Genomic DNA, 18,081 nt, shown 5'->3' on the forward strand with positions numbered 1-18,081 from the left:
TCAGACCGGCTCCCGCAACGGCTCGTTCGGCACTCCGTTCGCCGGGCCGTCCGCCGGGGACCACTGCCAGTTCCGTACCTCGGGCAGGTCCTCCCCGTGGGTGCGGATGTACTGGCGGTGGCGGATGAGCGCGTTCTTGAACTCCTCGCGGGCGTGGGCACCCACGTCGCGGAGCCGGGGAACCCGGTCCAGCGCGTCGCTGGCGAGGCTGAAGCGGTCGATCGAGTTGAGCACGCACATGTCGAACGGGGTGGTCGTGGTGCCCTCTTCGATGTAGCCGCGCACGTGGAAGTTCTTGTGATTGGTGCGGCGGTAGGTGAGCCGGTGGATCAGCCACGGGTAGCCGTGGTAGGCGAAGATCACGGGGGTGTCCGTGGTGAACAGGGCGTCGAAGTCGGCGTCGGAGAGTCCGTGCGGGTGGGTTGCCTGGTCCTGGAGGCGCATGAGGTCCACGACGTTGATCACCCGGATCTTCAGGTCGGGGAAGCGCGCGGTGAGCAGCTGCACCGCCGCCAGGGTCTCCATGGTCGGGACATCGCCGGCGCAGGCCATCACGAGGTCGGGCTTCGCGTCCTGGTCGGTGCTCGCCCAGTCCCAGATTCCGACGCCCTTCGTGCAGTGCTCGATCGCTGACTGCATGTCGAGGTACTGCAGCTGCGGCTGCTTCCCGGCGACGATCACGTTGACGTACTGGCGGCTGCGAAGGCAGTGGTCGGCGACGGACAGCAGGGTGTTCGCGTCCGGCGGCAGGTAGACCCGGATCACGTCGGACTTCTTGTTCACCACATGGTCGATGAACCCGGGGTCCTGGTGTGAGAACCCGTTGTGATCCTGCCGCCAGACATGCGAGGTGAGCAGGTAGTTGAGGGACGCGACGGGCCTGCGCCATTCGATGTCGTTGGTGGTGGTGAGCCACTTCGCGTGCTGGTTGAACATCGAGTCGATGATGTGGATGAAGGCCTCGTAGCAGGAGAATAGGCCGTGCCGGCCGGTGAGCAGGTACCCCTCGAGCCAACCCTGGCAGGTGTGCTCCGAGAGGATCTCCATCACCCGGCCGTCCGGCGCGAGCTTGTCGTCCCCGGGGCGTGTCTCGGCGTTCCATGCCCGATCCGTTGCCTCCAGCACCGCGCCGAGCCGGTTCGAGTTGTTCTCATCCGGGGCGAAGACCCGGAAGGTGCTGTCATTGGCTGCCATGATGTCGCGAAGCAGCGTGCCGAGGACCCGCGTCGACTCCACCGCCCCGGTGCCGGGAACCTCCACCGGCACGGCGTAGTCGCGGAAGTCCGGCATGTGCAGGCTCGTCAGCAGCAGGCCGCCGTTCGCATGCGGATTGGCGCTCATCCGGCGCGCGCCGAGCGGGTGCAAGTCGCGGATCTCGGACACCGGGGAGCCGGACGGGTCGAACAGCTCCTGAGGCCGGTAGCTGCGCAGCCACTCCTCGAGCACCGCCCGGTGGTCGTCGTTCTCCCGTGCTTCCGCGAACGGCACCTGGTGCGAGCGCCACGTGCCCTCGACCGCGAGCCCGTCCACCGTCTTCGGTCCGGTCCAGCCCTTCGGCGAGCGGAGCACGATCATTGGCCAGCGAGGACGGGTGCTGTCCCGGCTCGACCGCGCGTGTTCCTGAATCTGCCGGATGCGGTCGACGCAGGCGTCCAGCACCTCGGCGAACCGCTGATGCATCTGCGCGGGATCCTCGCCCTCGACGTAGTGCGGTTCGTGCCCGAAGCCTCGCAGCAGCGAATCGAGCTCGTCCCGGTCGATCCGTGCGAGGACCGTCGGATTGGCGATCTTGTAGCCGTTGAGGTGCAGGATCGGCAGCACGGCGCCGTCACGCACCGGGTCGGCGAACTTGTTCGAGTGCCACGCGGCGGCCAGAGGCCCGGTCTCTGCCTCGCCGTCACCGACCACGGCAGCCACGATGAGGTCAGGGTTGTCGAACGCGGCCCCATACGCATGGGACAGCGCGTAGCCCAGCTCGCCGCCCTCGTGGATCGACCCCGGTGTCTCCGGGGCCACATGGCTCGGGATGCCGCCCGGGAAGGAGAACTGGGTGAACAGCCGCTTCATCCCGGCCTCATCCTGGGAGATGTGCGGGTAGACCTCGCTGTAGGTGCCTTCCAGCCACGCCGCCGCGACCGGGCCCGGACCGCCGTGCCCCGGCCCCATCACGTACATCATGTCGAGATCGCGCTTCGCGATGACGCGGTTCAAGTGGGCGTAGATGAAGTTCAGCCCCGGGGTCGTCCCCCAATGCCCGAGCAGCCGGGGCTTGACGTGCTCCGGCCGCAGCGGCTCGCGCAGCAGCGGATTGTCCATCAAGTAGATCTGACCCACCGACAGGTAGTTCGCCGCGCGCCACCAGGCATCGAGGCGGGCCAGGTCGTCCGGGTTCAGGGCAGGAGGAGTGACTGCAGTGTTCCTATCCGTGCCGGGCATGAATGTCCTTTCGATCGATCGTGCAGGATTCGGCGCAAAGGTCAGGCGCTCGTCGCAGCGAGCTGCGGGGACTCGGCGCCGGCCGGGGCATCCACGGCTCGGGGCAGGCGGAGCCGCTTCAGCAGCAGGGCGTTGACCGCCACGATCAGGCTCGACCCGGACATCGAGATCGCCGCGATCTCGGGCCTGAGCATCAGCCCGAACGCGGGGTAGAAGACGCCCGCGGCGATGGGCAGCGCGATCACGTTGTACCCGATCGCCCAGGCGAGGTTCTGCCGCATCTTCCGCACCGTGCCCTTGCCGATCCTGAGTGCGATCGGCACGTCCAGCGGATCCGACCGCATCAGCACCACGTCCGCCGTCTCGATCGCCACATCGGTGCCGGCTCCGATCGCGATGCCGAGATCGGCCTTCGCCAGCGCCGGGGCGTCGTTGACGCCGTCGCCGACCATCGCGACCCGCTTGCCGGCCGACTGCAGCTCCGCGATCTTCGCCGACTTGTCCTGCGGCAGCACATCGGCGATGACCGTGTCGATGTTCAGCTGCGCCGCGATCCGCTTCGCGGTCGCCTCATTGTCACCGGTGAGCATGACCACCTCGGCGCCCGCCTCGTGCAGGGCTGCGATCGCTGCCGGGGCGGTCTCCCGGGCCGCGTCGGCGAGTCCGACGAACCCGGCCGCTGTCCCGTCCACGGCGATCAGCACCGCCGTCCTGCCGGTCGCCGCGAGCTCGTCCCGCTGCGTGGCGACGCGCCCGATGTCGACGCCCTCGGACACCATGAGCTTGCGGTTTCCGACGAGGACCTGCCGGCCGTCGACTTCTGCGCCGGCGCCGTGGCCCGGCACGTTCCGGAAGCCGGACGCGCTGAGCACCGGAGCTCCCATCTTGTCGGCGTAGGCGACCACGGCGCCGGCGAGCGGGTGCTCCGACTCCCGCTCGACTGCAGCGACAAGAGACAGCAGCTCTCGCTCGGGGATTCCCGCCGCCACGAAGTCCGTGACTTCAGGCTTGCCCTTGGTGAGGGTTCCGGTCTTGTCGAGGACGACCGTGTCGATGCCTGCGGAAGCCTCCAGCGCGGTCGCGTTCTTGAACAGCACGCCGCGTTTCGCGCCGAGACCGGTGCCGACCATGATCGCGGTCGGTGTGGCCAGCCCCAGTGCGTCGGGGCACGTGATCACGACGACGGTGATGGCGAACAGCAGGGCGCTCTGCAGCGACGCCCCGGCGAGCAGCCAGACGATGAACGTGCCGCTGCCGCCGATCAGCGCCACGAACACGAGCCAGAACGCGGCGCGGTCGGCCAGCCGCTGCCCTGGTGCCTTGGAGTTCTGCGCCTCCTGCACGAGCGCGACGATCTGCGCGAGCGCGGTGTCGGCACCGACCTTCGTCGCGCGGACCCGCAGCGTGCCGGTCGTGTTGACCGAGGCCCCGATGACGCCCGACCCGGGGCTTTTCGGCACGGGAAGGCTCTCGCCGGTGACCATCGACTCGTCGACTTCCGACTCGCCGTCTTCGACGTTCCCGTCGGTTGGGATCTTGGACCCGGGCTTCACGAGCATGAGGTCGCCGGGGACGATGTCGGATGTGCCCACCTCGATCGTCTCGCCGTCCCGGATGACGAGTGCCTTCGGCGGTGCCAGCTCGAGCAGGGTGCGGATCGCGTCGTTCGCGCCGCCGCGCGCCCGCATCTCGAACCAGTGACCGAGCAGGACGAAACTCGCGAGGACGGTCGCCGCCTCGTAGAACACCTCCCCACCTCCGGTCAGTGTGACGACGAGGCTGTACAGCCACCCCGCCCCCACTCCGACGGCGACGAGCACCATCATGTCCAGCGTGCGGGCCCGAAGCGCCCGGTATGCACCGTCGAAGAAGATCCACGCCGAGTAGAAGATGACGGGCAGCGACAGGATGAGCGCGAAGACGTCATCGCGGAGCCCGAACGGTGCCGGCACCGTGAAGCCGAGGACTTCCCGGCCGATGGGCGACCAGAGAGTGACCGCCACCGACAGGATCGCGGCGACCAGGAAGCGGTTCCGCATGTCCCGCACCATGTCGGCCATCGACGTGCCGGCGCCATGGCCGCCGTGCCCCATCACCTCCTGGGCGCTTCTCACCGGCGTCGGATGCACGGCGTGATCGGCATGCGCAGACGCGCCCGCCATCGGAGCCGCCGCGTGCCCCGTGTCCGGCTGTGCCTGTCCGGCCTGTGCGGTGGCAGGCAGCCCATGCGCCGAGTGGTCCTCGTGGTCCTCGTGGGTCACCACCGCTCCGGTTCCCCCGTGTCCGCCATGGTCGACCTGCTCCATCGGGTCACAGAGGTGATCGGGAACGGACATGCCGCTGCAGTGGTAGCCGCAGTCCTCCACCCACCGGCGAAGGTCGGCCAGCGAGGTCCGCGCAGGGTCGAAGGTCACGGTCGCTGTCTGCGACACCGGGTTGGCCTCGACTCGGGTCACGCCGGGGCGTCGTGAGAGGGCCGCCTCGACCACCGCCTTCGATGATCCCCGGTACATTCCCTTCGCCTCGAGCACCACCGTCTGCACGTCAGCCGCCATGGCGGTCGACCTCCCCTTCTGATCCGTCGACCCCAGTTCACCGAAGTCCCGGGCTGGGCCTACTCCTCCACTCTTCCCCATTCCGCTGGGCGATACAAGGCGGGAGTTGGGGTCACCGCGGTCGCTCGCGACGAGCCCCCAGCGGGAGCAGCGTCTCCGCCCTGGTTTGACAACGGCCGGCCGCATCCGGGTAAAATCGCTTCATACCCCCCAGGGGTATTGGGAGAAATCGGGGCGCGGCAACCTCCGCGAGGCGTGAACCCTGATCGCCGAGCTCCTCGGCTCCCGAGTCCGACCAAACTCCCATCCGAACACGGGACTGCTGCACGGATAGGTGACATCTGATCTGGCTTGCCCGGGAGGGCGGCCTGGAAGGATGTTGCTGTGCCTAAGCCCTACCCGAGCGAGTTCCGTGACGACGTCGTGCGCGTCGCGAGGAACCGCGAGCCCGGAGTGACGATCGAGCAGATCGCGAAAGACTTCGGTGTCCATCCGATGACGTTGCAGAAGTGGCTGCGTCGAGCTGACATCGACGAGGGCGCCAAGCCCGGCCAATCCCGCACCGAGGCGGCCGAGATCCGCGACCTGAAGAAGCGGAACCGGCTGCTGGAGCAGGAGAACGAGGTCCTGCGGCGGGCGGCGGCGTATCTGTCGCAGGCGAACCTGCCGGGAAAAGGTGGTACCCGCTCGTGACAGAGCTCGCCGCATCGGGGATTCCCGTGACGGTGACGTGCCGGGTTTTGAAGCTCTCCCGTCAGCCCTACTACCGGTGGCTGGCGGACCCCATCACGCCCAGCGAGGTGGTCGAGGCATATCGCGCGAACGCGCTCTTCGACGCGCATAAGGACGATCCCGAGTTCGGGCATCGGCTGCTCGCCGACGAGGCCCGCGACGTGGGTGAGGCGATGGCTGACCGCACCGCGTGGCGGATCGCGTCGGCCAACGGCTGGTTCAGCGCGTTCGGGAAACCCAAGCGCGGCAAGGGACGGCGGCCCGGACCACCCGTCCACGACGACCTCTGCGCCGTGATCGATGAGGACGGCAGGGTGCGGCATGTATTCGCCGCTGACGCGCCGAACGAGCTCTGGCTGGTCGATATCACGGAGCACAAAACTGCGGAAGGGAAGCTCTATCTCTGCGCGATCAAGGACGTGTTCTCCGGCCGCATCGTGGGCTATTCGATCGACTCGAGAATGAAGTCGCGGTTGGCCGTCCAGGCACTCGAGAATGCTGTCGCGATGCGTGGCGACGTCGCCGGCTGCGTGATTCACAGCGACAGGGGCAGCCAATTTCGAAGTAGGAAGTTCCTGCGCGCTCTGACCCGTCACCGCATGGTCGGATCGATGGGCCGAGTCGGGTCCAGCGGGGACAACGCCGCCATGGAGAGCTTCTTCGCACTGCTGCAGAAGAACGTCCTCGACCGCCGCACCTGGACCACCCGGGAACAACTGCGGATCGCGATGGTGACCTGGATTGAGCGGACCTACCACCGACGGCGCCGGCAGCGCCGCCTGGGACGTTTGACGCCCATCGAGTTCGAGACCATCATGAACACGACCGTCGCGCTGGCGGCGTGACTAGGAACTGTCACCTATCCGTGCAGCAGTCCCATGATCTGGTCGGCGCTTGCTCGGAGGGCTCCGCGGTCAGCGATCCGGTCGGTGACGTCGTCCTGTTGCAGAACAGTTGTGCGCGCCTGGAGCCTGAGCTCGTTGGTGAGGTAGACGCGCTGCGCAGCAACGAATCCCTGCCACGCGGAAAGCGTGACGCGTTGCGCTTGAGCCTGTCTGGCCTCTAGGTTGTTGCGATCGGTCATGAATACTCCTTCAGGTCAGGGCTTGGGTTGAAACTAGTAACCCCCTCCGACACTGGCGAATGCGGCCGAGGCAGGACTGTGCCTTTGGCAACGGCGTGGCAACGGATGAACGAAATCGAACACCGCATATCTGATCTGATACGCCTTATGACCTGATCCAAACCGCGAGAATCATCGGATTCCGAGTGAGTCCCACTCCGGGGTCGTGGGTTCAAATCCCACCGTCACCGCCAAAAATCCCTGATCAAGGTCACTTTCTGATTCTCATTGAATGGAAGTGAGAAAGATCGGGCGAAATGCCGTTCGCGGTATGGGCTCCAGTGCCGCGTGATTATGCGGTTCTGGAGCCCGTCTCCGTGGGTAAACGCCGGGAAAGATCGACCGGGGCGTTGAAATGAGCGACAACGGTGTGGGTCGACGACTCCCCCATTGTTCTGTCGATCTCGTTGAGTGGCTTTCTCCGGCGACTCATCTTCCTGTGTCAATGTGACGCGATTATCGAGGCGCTGCCCCGATGTTGGCGGAATAGGTCGCGCAGGGTCGCGGCCTTACTCCCGCAGGTAACGAGGCGTGGGGCGAGACCTATAACGGACAGGTCCTCGCCTGACTCCTGCGTAGCCGTTGGTTTCACTCACCGCGTGTGCAGTCCGATGGAATCCGTTAGGGCTTGCTGGGTCGCGTGCGTCCCCGCGGCGACACTGACGGGGCGCCCGTTAAAGGATCGGGCGTGACGACGCAGGGCAGTCCGAAGACAGACTCGACGAGTTCGGCCGTCACGATGTCGGTCGGGGCGCCCTGAGCAACGACGGCTCCGTCCTTCATGGCGATGAGATGAGTCGCGTACCGCGCGGCGTGATTGAGGTCGTGCAGCACCGCCACGAGCGTGCTGCCGGACTCGTTCAGGTCGGTGAACAGTTCCATGAGTTCGATCTGATGGGCTATGTCGAGGAAGGTCGTGGGCTCGTCGAGCAGGAGTAGCGGTGTTTGCTGGGCGAGCACCATCGCGACCCAGACACGCTGACGCTGCCCGCCGGACAGTTCGTCTACGAGACGGGAGGAGAGCTCGGTGACACCCGTCGCGGCCATCGCGGCGGAGGTGGCATTCTCGTCCGCTTTCGACCACCTGCGGGTCATCGACTGGTGGGGAAAGCGGCCGCGGGCGACGAGATCCGCGACCGTGATGCCGTCTGGTGCGAGGGAGGTTTGCGGGAGAAGGCCGAGGCGAAGGGCGACCTCTTTCGAGCGGTACGACGCGATCGATCTCCCGTCGAGCACGACCTGGCCCTGGGTGGGTCGGATCAGCCGTGACAGAGCGCGCAACAGCGTGGACTTGCCGCAGGCGTTTGGCCCCACGATCACGGTAAACGACCCGTCGGGGATCGCGACGGTGAGGTCTTGCGAGATGACCCGCTTGTCGTAGCCGATCGTGATGGCTTCGGTGTGCAGCCGAGCGGGCGGGGGGACGGATGTTGTGCTCATAGACGTCTCCGTGCTTCATGGATCAAGAGCCAAACCAGATATGCGCCTCCGATAATCACAGTCACGAGTCCGACCGGAATCGCCGTGGGGAGGGCGTGCTGTGCCACGAGATCGGATCCCAGCAACACGAGTGCGCCCATCGCGGCAGCGCCCGGGAGCCCGACCCCGGGAGACCGCGTGAGACGTCGAGCGATCTGCGGGGCGGCGAGCGCGACGAAAGCAATTGGTCCGGCTGCGGCTGTGACGACGGCGACAAGGATTACTCCGCACGCGACGAGCCCCAGCCGTGCTGGCTCCACCCGCACCCCGAAAGCGCGTGCCGCGTCGTCGCCGAGCTCGAGCTGATGCAGCGACCGGGTGAGCGTCATCAGCGCGACGAATGCGACGATGACGATCAGACCAGTGGGAATGAGCTGTGCCCAGCCGACCGGATTTAGCGATCCGGCTCCCCACACGGCCGCGACCATCGCGATCTCGAGTTTGGCGCGGAGGATGAGGAAGGACGAGAACGCGCTCGCCATGGCTGAGATGCCGATGCCGATGATGATGAGCCGGAACCCGTGCATCCCGTCGCGGTAGGCCAGCAGATAGATCGCGACGGCACTGACGAAACCCCCGACGAGAGCACCGCCGGCGACGGCGAGGTAGCCTCCGCCGAACGCGATGATGACCAGGATGCCGCCGGCATACGATCCCGCCTCGAACCCGATGATCTCGGGACTGGCAAGCGGGTTGCGTGTGAGGGATTGAAAGATGGCTCCCGATACCCCGAGTGCTGCGCCGAAGAGGACCGCCGCGAGGACGCGGGGGAGTCTCCATTCCATGACGACGGTGTGAACGATTCCGTCCTGGCCCCCCAGGAGTGCCGCGACTACCTGCGGCACCGACAGTGGGAGATCGCCGAGTCCCAGGGCGACCAGGGAGAGTGTGCCGACGACGATCCAGATGATTAGCCCGATCGTGAGAGGCCGCCAAGCAACGCGGAATGACATGCGCCCGACTCGGATGATGCTGGTGCGCCCGGGTAGCAGGAGCGCTTCCCTCGGCGGGGCATTCACAGTGCACTCGCCTTGGCGCGGCGCACGAGCGCGATGAGCGCGGGAGCTCCGATGAACGCGGTTACGATGCCGACGGGCACTTCGCCCGGTGCGATCGCCACGCGGCCCACGATGTCGGCGAATAGGAGAAGCGTCGGTGCGAGCACGAGCGAGAACGGGATGATCCATCGTTGATCGGGTCCGACGATCCAGCGCGCTACGTGCGGCACCATGAGGCCGACGAAGGCGATGGGCCCGGCGATGGCCGTCGCGCCTCCCGCGAGGAGGGTGATGGCCACCACCGTCAGGATGCGGGTTCCCGGTACGCCGGCGCCGAGCGATGATGCGAGCTCGTCGCCGAGCCCGAGAGCGTTCAAGGGATGGGCGAGGGCGAGGGCAACGATGACGCCGATGAGGACGAAACCCAACACGGGAAGGTAGACCTCCGTTCCGCGTTCCACGAAGGATCCGGCTTCCCACCCGCGCATGAGGTTGAACGCACGCGGGTTGAGGAGCGTGATCGCGGCTCCGATTCCGGTCAGCACCGCGCCGAGCGCGACGCCTGCGATCGTCATTCGCACGTGGTCGATCCCGCGTGCGCTGGTGGCGCCGATCAAGTACACCGCGCCGGTCGCCACGAGCGCGCCCGCAAACGCGAAGCCCATATAACCGACTGTGGTGGTGGCGCCGAACAGAACGATGCCCAGGAGCACGAACAGAGATGCGCCGGCGTTGACTCCTAGGATTCCCGGGTCGCCCAGGGGGTTGCGGGTGAGCGCCTGGATGAGCGCGCCCGCCGCGCCGAGCGCCGCGCCGACGATGATCCCGACGATCGTGCGCGGGAAACGCAGATCCCAGATGATCTGGTCGGTCGCGGTGCCCGTCGGGGAGGTCAGCGCGTGGGACAGCTCGGCCCACGACAGACCCTTCGCCCCGATGAGGATCGACCCGATGCACACGACCAGTAGCGCCAGCACCGACAGCAGCAGGCCGATGCTGCGCCTGTATTGCACCGGGCTCAGCCCTCGGTCGTCTGCGGGGCCTCTCCGGCCACCGCGTCGACGAGGCGGGGAACGAGGTGCTCGAGGACGTATTTCTGGCTGAGCGGCGTGAGGAAGTAGATCGCGCCGGCGAGGGTGCCGTCCGTGTAGATCGCGCGGTTCTCCGTGACGGCGCCGAGGCTCGATACGGTGCCGAAGTCCAGCAGCGTGTCGACGTCCTCGCCGAAGTCGGTCGCGAAGACGATGACGTCGGCCTCGATCAGGTCGATGTTCTCGGGCGAGATGAGCGCCTGCGAACCGGGCTCGGCAGCGTACGGCTCGAGGTCGGGAGTCATGATAAAGCCGAGATCTGTAAGGAAGTCGGTGTTGAGTCCGTCCGGGTAGACGTAGAGATTGCCCTCGTACGGCACACCCTGCGAGAAGGTCGCGCTGAGCCCCGCGAACTCCGGGTGCGCAGCCGCCGCTTGGGCATACGCGTCTTCGACGCCCGCGATGAGGTCCTCGCCGGCAGTGGAGCGTCCGGTCGCCGCAGCGATCTGTCGCGTCTGCTCGCGCCAGTCGGAGAAGTACGGGTCTGCTTCAGCCGCGCTTGCGATCGTAGGGGCGATCTGCGTGAGCTTTTCGTACGTCTCATCGTCGAGCCCCGCATTGGTCCCGACGATGAGATCGGGCGATAATGCGGCGATCTTCTCGTATTCGATGCCGTCGGCGTCGTGGAGTACGGCGGGCTCGGCATCGCCCAGCAGTGGCACGGCCCACGGCCATACTGCATAAGGCTGCTCGCCGTACCACTCGGTAGTCGCGATCGGCGTGACCCCCAGCTCGAGCAGGATGTCCTGCTCGGTGATACCGACGATCACGATGCGCTGCGGCTCGGCCGGAACGACGGTTTCGCCGAACTGATGCGTGACCGTCACCGGGAAGGTATCGGTCGGCTCGCTCGTGTAGTCCGGGTTCTCAGCAGTGGCTGTCGGTGCCGAACTGCAGGCCGCGAGCGCCGCACCGCTGAGTGCGATCGCGGCGGCGGCCGCAGCGATTCGGGCTGCAGTCGAAGTGGGGCGTCGGTGGGCGCGGTGCATCGTCGGATTCCGTTCTAAGCCGTCAAGAAGCCATTTCCAGATAAGCCTAGCCTTACCTAATAGAATAGATAGATGGCCGGTAACCGTCTCATGCCGACAGATCCGCGAATGTTCACCGCACAAGTGGTGAGCACAACCCGACGGTCGCCCTCGTTCCAGCGCGTGACCGTCGCAAGTCCGGAGCTCGCGGAGTTCGAGTGGAGCGGACTGGATCACTGGTTCCGTCTGTTCCTGCCGCCCCGACCTGGCGCGCCACTTGTACTGCCGGTCATCCGCGGCGGGAGCTGGTACAAGCCATATCTCGCGATCCCCGACCACGCGAGACCGCATTGCAGCAACTACACAGTTGCCTCGATGCGCCCAATCTCGGGGGGCGCCGAGATGGACATTGACGTCGTGCTGCACTGGAACGAAACGGGTGCGATGGCGGGTCCAGTCGCCATCTGGGCGACAAGCGTTCTCGACGGCTCGCCCGTTGCGCTCCTCGATCAGGGGCCACTGTTCGACCCCCCTCGCGACACGCAAGACATCCATCTCGTCTCCGACGAAACAGGCGTTCCCGCACTGCGAGGCATCCTGCGCGACCTGCCCAGCGAAGCAACCGGTACGGCGATCATCGAGGTGCCGGATGCTGGAGACGTCCAGGACCTCAAGCGACCAGTCGGCGTAGAGGTGATCTGGATTCTGCGCCCGGAACGGCATACGTTGCCGGGAGCCGCAGCTCTCGATGCACTGAGCTCACGCATCTCACCGAAGCCGAAAGACTACGCGTTCGTCGTGGGCGAGTCGACGCTCACCACGGAAGGCCGCCGACGATTGCATCGAGCCGGGTTAGCGAAGTCGCGCATAACGTTCTCCGGGTTCTGGAAGCACGACCCAGTCAATCAATAGGTCTGCTCTCTCGTGTCGCGATGCCGTTGGTCATCACGAGGCGAACCGCACCGACTTCGAGTCCCACATCTCGCTAGTCCGCGACATCACTCCCGTCACCGACGTGCCCGCGACGACTTCACATCGGGCACCGCGAGAGTCTTGATTGCGCCTCGGTCTTTCCCCGCAACCGATGGCGCTTGCCGATGCATTGCCGGTGTATGTCTGCTCGCGCGCGAGGAGTGGCCTTCTCGCTGCTCGGCGGCGCTACTCGGGCGTCTGGGCTGGTGGGAACGTCGTGGGAAAGATTGACGAAAGATCAGGCCCGCTGGGGTGGGCATTTGAAAGGTCGAGATCCGCAGAACGACAGCGAAGTGGGCTCGTTGTGCGCCGTCGAAAGTTGTTCCCGTTTGGGTTCAAATCCCACCGTCACCGCCAAAAATCCCTGATCAGGGTCACTTTCTGATTCTCATTGAATGGAAGTGAGAAAGATCGGGCGATATCCCGTTTGCGGAATGGGCTCCACGGTCGCGTAATCACGCGGTTCTGGAGCCCATTTCCGTGGGTAAAGTCCGGGAAAGATCGACCGGGGCTTTGAAATGGGTGACGACGGTATGGTCGACGAACCCGGATCGATCGGTCCGACCTCGGTGAGTATTTGTCTTCGGGCGATCAATCTCCGTTCCACGGATTGGTGGGGCGAGTAACCTGCCTGTATGTCGATCATTGCCGGAGGCGCTCCCGTCTCACTCGCTGCCGTGCTCGCACGGCGTGACGAGATCACCGAGGTGCTGATCCGATATGCGGCGGTGAATCCGCGCGTGTTCGGTTCTGTGGCGCGGGGAGAAGCGCACTCGACGAGTGACGTCGATCTGTACGTGGATCTGCTCCCGGATGCGGGGAATCCGCTGTTGCGGGTGTCGGGTCTCGGGGAAGAACTCAGTGACCTGTTGGGTGTCCGTGTGGATGTCGTCACTGCCTCGTTGCTCCGTGATGGCGTCTCCGCGCCCGCGCTTGCGGAGGCTGTGCCGTTGTGAATCGACGTGATGGCGAACGGACGGATGACATCCTGTCGGCGATCGATCGAATCGCGGCGTACCGCTCGTCGCTTCGTAGCGCCGACGCTCTGATCGCCGGGATGGCCTATGACGCTGTCCTGCGGAATCTCGCAGTCATCGGTGAAGCCGTTCGTGCGCTACCGGCAGAGTTCAAGGCGGCGCGGCCGAATGTTCCGTGGCCGGCGATCGCGGGGCTGCGGAACATCCTTGTCCACGAGTATTTCCGTGTCGATCCAGAAGCCGTCACCGACATCATCGACACAGAGCTCGTGGCACTCGCCGCCGAGCTGGCACCACGCAGCGATGGCGGAACCCGCGGGTAGCCCGTGGGAAAGAATGAGGAAAGATCAGGCCACTTCGCGACACCGCAGAAAGGTCGACATCCGCGGAATGACAGCGAAGTGGGCCCATTGCACATCGCTGAAAGGTGTTCCCGTATGGGTTCAAATCCCACCGTCACCGCCATAATGCCTGATCAGCGCTACTTTTTGTGGCGCTGATCGGCGTTTGGGAAGGTCCGGGAAAATTCGACCGACGCGCTTCTGCGCCGTTGGGAGCCAAGCGAGATCCTCGGAATTCCGCGGGTCCGCGTGATGACAAGACCGCTTCCGGTGGCCTCAACCTACTTGTGTTCGCGTACCCACCGTCACGCCTCGCGACCCCATGCAAACACTGGTATCGCGAGGCATCGGCATATGAGCGTGAGAAAGAATCGGGAAATAGTCTTCTGCAGGTATGCAACTACAGTCGGCGCGGGGCGACACGGTGGGGTGCGTTTCTGACTGCATCCGAGTTCGTCTCGTGGCGGGTGGAGGCGGTCCTGGCGTTGTGCATCGCACCCGCGACGGCGTCGAGGTCGTCATCGAACAGGTGCCCGTAGGTGTCGAGTGTCATCACGGCGGAGGCGTGACCCAGCATTCGCTGGACGGCTTTCACGTTGCCGCCGGCACGGATCGCGAGCGCGGCGGCCGTGTGACGCAAGTCGTGAGGTGTGACGCGCGGAAACGCGGGGTTCTCCGATTGGGATCGTCTCACCCCGCCGGCGAACCAGCCGTCCCGGGAGTTCGGCAACGGGAGGTGCGTGTCACCGTCGCCGCAGAATAGGTCTTGTGCGCTTTTCCCGGCGATCGCCTCCTGAACACTCGGAGTGAGGAACTCCGGGTACGCCACGGAACGCGCGCGATGAGTCTTCGGGGACCCGACATGGATGGTGCCGTTCACGGCGACAGCGTTCTCTTGAATGTTCACGCGGCGCCGTACGGTGTCCACGTCGCTGACACGGAGCGCTGTCGCCTCACCCCACCGAAGACCGGTGTAGGCGAGGAGGTTCACCACGTCCGGCTGGCGGGCGTGGCCAGCGAGCCGCGCGACCTGAGCATGGCTAAGATACGCGCGCCGTGCCGGGGCCTTGCGGGGCAAGCGGATGCCGCGGGCGGGATTGTCCAACAGGCGTCGGTCGCGGACGGCGACCTCCAGGAGCCCGGACAGCACCCCGTGCGCGCGGATCACCGTAGACGCCCCGTGCGAGGTAGCGAGCCCCGCGACCCAGTCCCGCACATCACCGTGGCCGATCTCCGCCAGTGCCGCGTCCGCCCATCGTGGGGCGACGTGCACCCGCCATGCGGAGTCGAGGCTGTGGGCGGAGGACTGTTTCAGCACTGCCGCTTGGAACGCCAACCACGCGGGGGCAAGCTCTCCCACCGTGACCCGCGCCCGCATCGGGTCCACGTAGCACCCCCGCGCGATGGACGCTTCGATGAAGGCGAGATACTCCGCAGCGTCGGCCCTCGTCAGAAAACGCCGCCGACCCGCATGGACACCGTCGGGCTTGCGGTATCGGACCAGGTAACGCGCGCCCTCAACAGTGCTGTACTCATGAATGCTTCCCATCTCCACCCCAGCACCACAGCACCCGAGTTCCTTCCCATCCCCCGGACAGCTCATGACACTTCTTCTCTCGTCGCGCAGACTGTCGCCGCGCTATGAAGATCTTCGCCCGATCGCCCGAGCCGAATCCGCTCGGGGCGAGCACTCTCTCACCGCGAGACACCTTCGCGGCTCGTGTTGGCTTGAAGGAGATACGGTCGAGGGGTGGAGGGCGGTGTTCGATTGGCGGCGGCAAGGGAGCGTGTTCGTCGGCTGGAACGTGAGCTCGCATCCGCGCGTCGAGATCTCGCGGAGATCGAGCAGGAGGGCACCGCGCAGACCGAGGCTGCAGCGCGTTCCCTTCCCCGGGACGTTTCGGAGCATGCGCCTGCTGTGACAGCAGAATCCTCACCTGAACAGAAGCTTGCCTTGTTTCGAGCTCGATTCGCCGGTCGAGCTGACGCCTACGCGCTGCCGTGGGTGAGTCGGCGCACCGGCAGGAAGGGCTGGAGCCCGGCGGTGCGGGGCGGTTTCTTCACCGATGCGACAACCGATGTCGATTTGCTTCCATTGACGGATGCGGTTCTCGAGCAGTACCTGTGGGGCGGGCGGACAGGTGATCGTGTGTTTCATGTCGGCGTGTACCCGCTCCTTCAAGACGACCAGTGTCGATTTCTCGCGTGCGACTTCGATGATGGTGACTGGCGGCTGGATGCCCGGGCTTACGCGGCCGCGTGCCGAAAGGCGGACATCAGTGCCCTCGCCGAGATCTCTCGTTCGGGGGCGGGAGCGCACGTCTGGACCTTCTTCGAGGAGGCGGTGCCAGCCGCTGCCGCGCGGGCGATGGGCGCGGCCATGCTGCGCGCCGCGATGGCGGAGCGGGCGTCAATGCCGATGTCGAGCTACGACCGGTTCTTCCCGTCCCAGGACACTCTTCCGGTGCGGTCTCCGGGACGTCTCCGTCTCGGCAACCTGATCGCACTTCCGCTTCACGGCGACTCGCGGCGACACGGAACAACAGTGTTTCCCGACCCCGAGACGTGGGAGCCGTTCGAGGATCAGTTCGCAGCCCTTGCTGAGGTCAGCGTCGTCGGGTCCAAGCGCGTAGACGAGTTCGCGAACACTTCGAACCGATTGCCCGCCGGCCCCCGAGAGTCTCTAGCGGTGAGGCCCCGCCGGGCTGCGATCAAAGCGGAGGCCGCTCATGTCGCAGGGCGACGAATAGTCGTTCAGCGCGACGCGGTCGTGCGAGTCCCTACGGAGGGACTTCCCGGCTCGGTGGTGACCGAACTCAAGCACGCGGCATCGGTCTCCAACCCTGAGTTCTACCGTCGGCAGGCGCAGCGATTCAGCACGTTCGGTATTCCGCGCCTTGTCAGGTGCTTTGAGCATGATGAGCGTGAACTCCGTCTGCCGCGCGGCCTGCTCGATGAGACAATCAGCGTGCTGGCGGACGCAGGCTTCACTGTTGAGTTGTCGATCGACATCGCCGCCCCGGCCTCGATCGATGTGACGTTCACGGGCGAACTGCGCGATGAGCAGCGGGACGCGGTCAAGGCCCTGTTGGGTCAGGACACGGGAGTGCTGGTCCCCCCGCCAGGGTCGGGCAAGACCGTGATCGCATGTGCGCTGATAGCTCAACGTGCGACACCGACAGCAATACTCGTCAACCGGACCGAACTCCTCCAGCAATGGCGAACCCGACTGACTCAGTTTCTCTCCATAACAGACAAGGAGATCGGGCAATTGGGTGGTGGTCGCCGGAAGCGTCGGGGGGTTGTCGACCTGATCATGATGCAGTCGATCGCGCACCGCAGCGGGGACCCAACGCTGCTTGAGGAGTATGGGCAGATCATTGTCGACGAATGTCATGCGGTAGCAGCTCCTGCTGTCGAGGCTGCAATTCGTACGGTGAGTGTGCGGCAGTGGGTAGGCCTCACAGCGACTCCGTATCGCGCCGATCAGATGGACGGGCTCATCACGATGCAGTGTGGCCCGATCCGGCACAACATCTCGGCAGCGCCCGCGCGGGCGCGCAGCTTTCTGGTGCATGAGGCTGCGTTCACCACCGAAGAGTCAGGAGCGGACGGACCATCGATTCAAGCGATCTACTCAGAACTCGCGATCGACCAGGTCCGCAACGCGCTGATCGTCGAGCAGGTTGCACGCGCAGCCGAGAGTTGCAGCCGTTCTTTGGTGCTCACCAACCGGCTCGGCCATCTCGACATGCTGGTGGAAGGGATCGCTTCGCGCGTCGATGTCCCAGTGCTGTCTCTGCACGGTCGACTCAGCGCCCCGGACCGCCGCGCACTGCGGGACCGGCTCGCATCCTTCGATGCGGCGCGTGCACCTTTCGTGCTTGTCGCGATCGACAAGGTCGCCGGTGAGGGGATCGACCTGCCATCCCTGAACGCCTTGTTCCTCGCGGTGCCTGTCTCCTTCAAGGGGCGCATCATTCAGCAGGTCGGTCGGGTCACGCGTAGTGTCGATGCGGATGCCGTTGCGGTCGTTCACGACTTCCGCGACTCCGCTGTACCGATCCTGGAGCGGATGCACAGTCGACGGCGACGCGTGATGGCGAAAGAGGGCTTCTCGATCATGCACGATTCAGGCTGAGACCAAAAGCACGCTCCCTTCCCGTTTGCCACATTGGCGTCTTCGGGTCCATCACCGGGGATCGCTTCGACGACTCGTGGAGTGATGTGCTTCTGCTCGCCGACTTCGAGCGGGACGTCGCGGACCTCGTCGACGCATACTTCGGACTGAAAGAAGACCTTGAAGTCGTGTTCGGTCGCAGAGTCGATCTGGTGATGGCCGATGCCGTCCCCAACGCCTACTTCCAAGGGGGCGCTCACGACCGCCGAGGAGCTGTGTGCAGCCTGAG

13 protein-coding genes are annotated in these 18,081 nt (G+C 65.6%); 5 read left to right on the forward strand and 8 right to left on the reverse strand.

The features are described from left to right. Both ACT9TC_RS10845 and ACT9TC_RS10850 read right to left on the reverse strand, forming a co-directional pair. Positions 1-2,436, reverse strand: a complete 2,436-nt coding sequence (locus tag ACT9TC_RS10845) for a phosphoketolase family protein (protein ID WP_458040514.1) — start codon at positions 2,434-2,436, stop codon at positions 1-3. 41 nt (positions 2,437-2,477) lie between these two features. Next, a complete protein-coding gene (locus ACT9TC_RS10850; RefSeq protein ID WP_458040515.1) occupies positions 2,478-4,991 on the reverse strand; it encodes a heavy metal translocating P-type ATPase in 2,514 nt (837 codons plus the stop codon). Positions 4,992-5,375: 384 nt separating this feature from the next. Between ACT9TC_RS10850 and ACT9TC_RS10855 the strand changes: the two genes are divergently transcribed. Next, positions 5,376-6,568, forward strand: a protein-coding gene (locus ACT9TC_RS10855) for an IS3 family transposase (protein ID WP_458040516.1) whose coding sequence is annotated in 2 segments (ribosomal slippage) — positions 5,376-5,660 and positions 5,663-6,568 — 1,191 coding nt in all. Because the reading frame shifts where the segments join, the coding sequence is not laid out codon by codon here. A gap of 14 nt (positions 6,569-6,582) precedes the next feature. On the opposite strand, the gene ACT9TC_RS10860 is transcribed toward ACT9TC_RS10855, so the two are convergent. From ACT9TC_RS10860 to ACT9TC_RS10880, 5 genes are all read right to left on the reverse strand, one after another. Continuing rightward, positions 6,583-6,807 (reverse strand): hypothetical protein, encoded by a 225-nt coding sequence (locus tag ACT9TC_RS10860; RefSeq protein ID WP_458040517.1) that lies wholly within the window; start codon positions 6,805-6,807, stop codon positions 6,583-6,585. 660 nt (positions 6,808-7,467) lie between these two features. After that, positions 7,468-8,286 (reverse strand): ABC transporter ATP-binding protein, encoded by an 819-nt coding sequence (locus ACT9TC_RS10865; RefSeq protein ID WP_458040518.1) that lies wholly within the window; start codon positions 8,284-8,286, stop codon positions 7,468-7,470. Continuing rightward, positions 8,283-9,278 carry a FecCD family ABC transporter permease gene (locus ACT9TC_RS10870; protein ID WP_458040519.1) on the reverse strand — a complete coding sequence of 332 codons (996 nt, stop codon included), beginning with the start codon at positions 9,276-9,278 and terminating at the stop codon, positions 8,283-8,285. Before ACT9TC_RS10870 ends, ACT9TC_RS10865 begins: the two co-directional genes overlap by 4 nt. 62 nt (positions 9,279-9,340) lie before the next feature. Continuing rightward, positions 9,341-10,336, reverse strand: a complete 996-nt coding sequence (locus ACT9TC_RS10875; protein ID WP_458040520.1) for an iron chelate uptake ABC transporter family permease subunit — start codon at positions 10,334-10,336, stop codon at positions 9,341-9,343. 5 nt (positions 10,337-10,341) lie between these two features. Further along, the gene (locus ACT9TC_RS10880) at positions 10,342-11,403 is read right to left on the reverse strand and encodes an ABC transporter substrate-binding protein (RefSeq protein ID WP_458040521.1); all 1,062 of its coding nucleotides are present in this window, start codon (positions 11,401-11,403) and stop codon (positions 10,342-10,344) included. Between the two features lie 72 nt (positions 11,404-11,475). Here ACT9TC_RS10880 and ACT9TC_RS10885 point away from each other — a divergent pair, with 72 nt between their 5' ends. From ACT9TC_RS10885 to ACT9TC_RS10895, 3 genes are all read left to right on the forward strand, one after another. Then, entirely contained in the window at positions 11,476-12,294 is an 819-nt protein-coding gene (locus ACT9TC_RS10885) for a siderophore-interacting protein (RefSeq protein ID WP_458040522.1), read from the forward strand. Positions 12,295-12,989: 695 nt separating this feature from the next. Beyond that, positions 12,990-13,310 carry a nucleotidyltransferase family protein gene (locus ACT9TC_RS10890; RefSeq protein ID WP_458040523.1) on the forward strand — a complete coding sequence of 107 codons (321 nt, stop codon included), beginning with the start codon at positions 12,990-12,992 and terminating at the stop codon, positions 13,308-13,310. Further along, a complete protein-coding gene (locus ACT9TC_RS10895) occupies positions 13,307-13,654 on the forward strand; it encodes a HepT-like ribonuclease domain-containing protein (protein ID WP_458040524.1) in 348 nt (115 codons plus the stop codon). The genes ACT9TC_RS10890 and ACT9TC_RS10895 overlap by 4 nt, the downstream gene beginning before the upstream one ends. Before the next feature lie 418 nt (positions 13,655-14,072). Here ACT9TC_RS10895 and ACT9TC_RS10900 read toward each other — a convergent pair whose 3' ends face one another. Further along, the gene (locus tag ACT9TC_RS10900; RefSeq protein ID WP_458040525.1) at positions 14,073-15,221 is read right to left on the reverse strand and encodes a tyrosine-type recombinase/integrase; all 1,149 of its coding nucleotides are present in this window, start codon (positions 15,219-15,221) and stop codon (positions 14,073-14,075) included. Positions 15,222-15,590: 369 nt separating this feature from the next. Between ACT9TC_RS10900 and ACT9TC_RS10905 the strand changes: the two genes are divergently transcribed. Next, on the forward strand, positions 15,591-17,813 hold the full coding sequence (locus ACT9TC_RS10905) for a TOTE conflict system archaeo-eukaryotic primase domain-containing protein (RefSeq protein WP_458040526.1): 2,223 nt from the start codon (positions 15,591-15,593) through the stop codon (positions 17,811-17,813). The last annotated feature ends 268 nt before the right edge of the window (positions 17,814-18,081 follow it).

It is taken from the genome of Microbacterium sp. HM-570 (genome assembly GCF_054165885.1).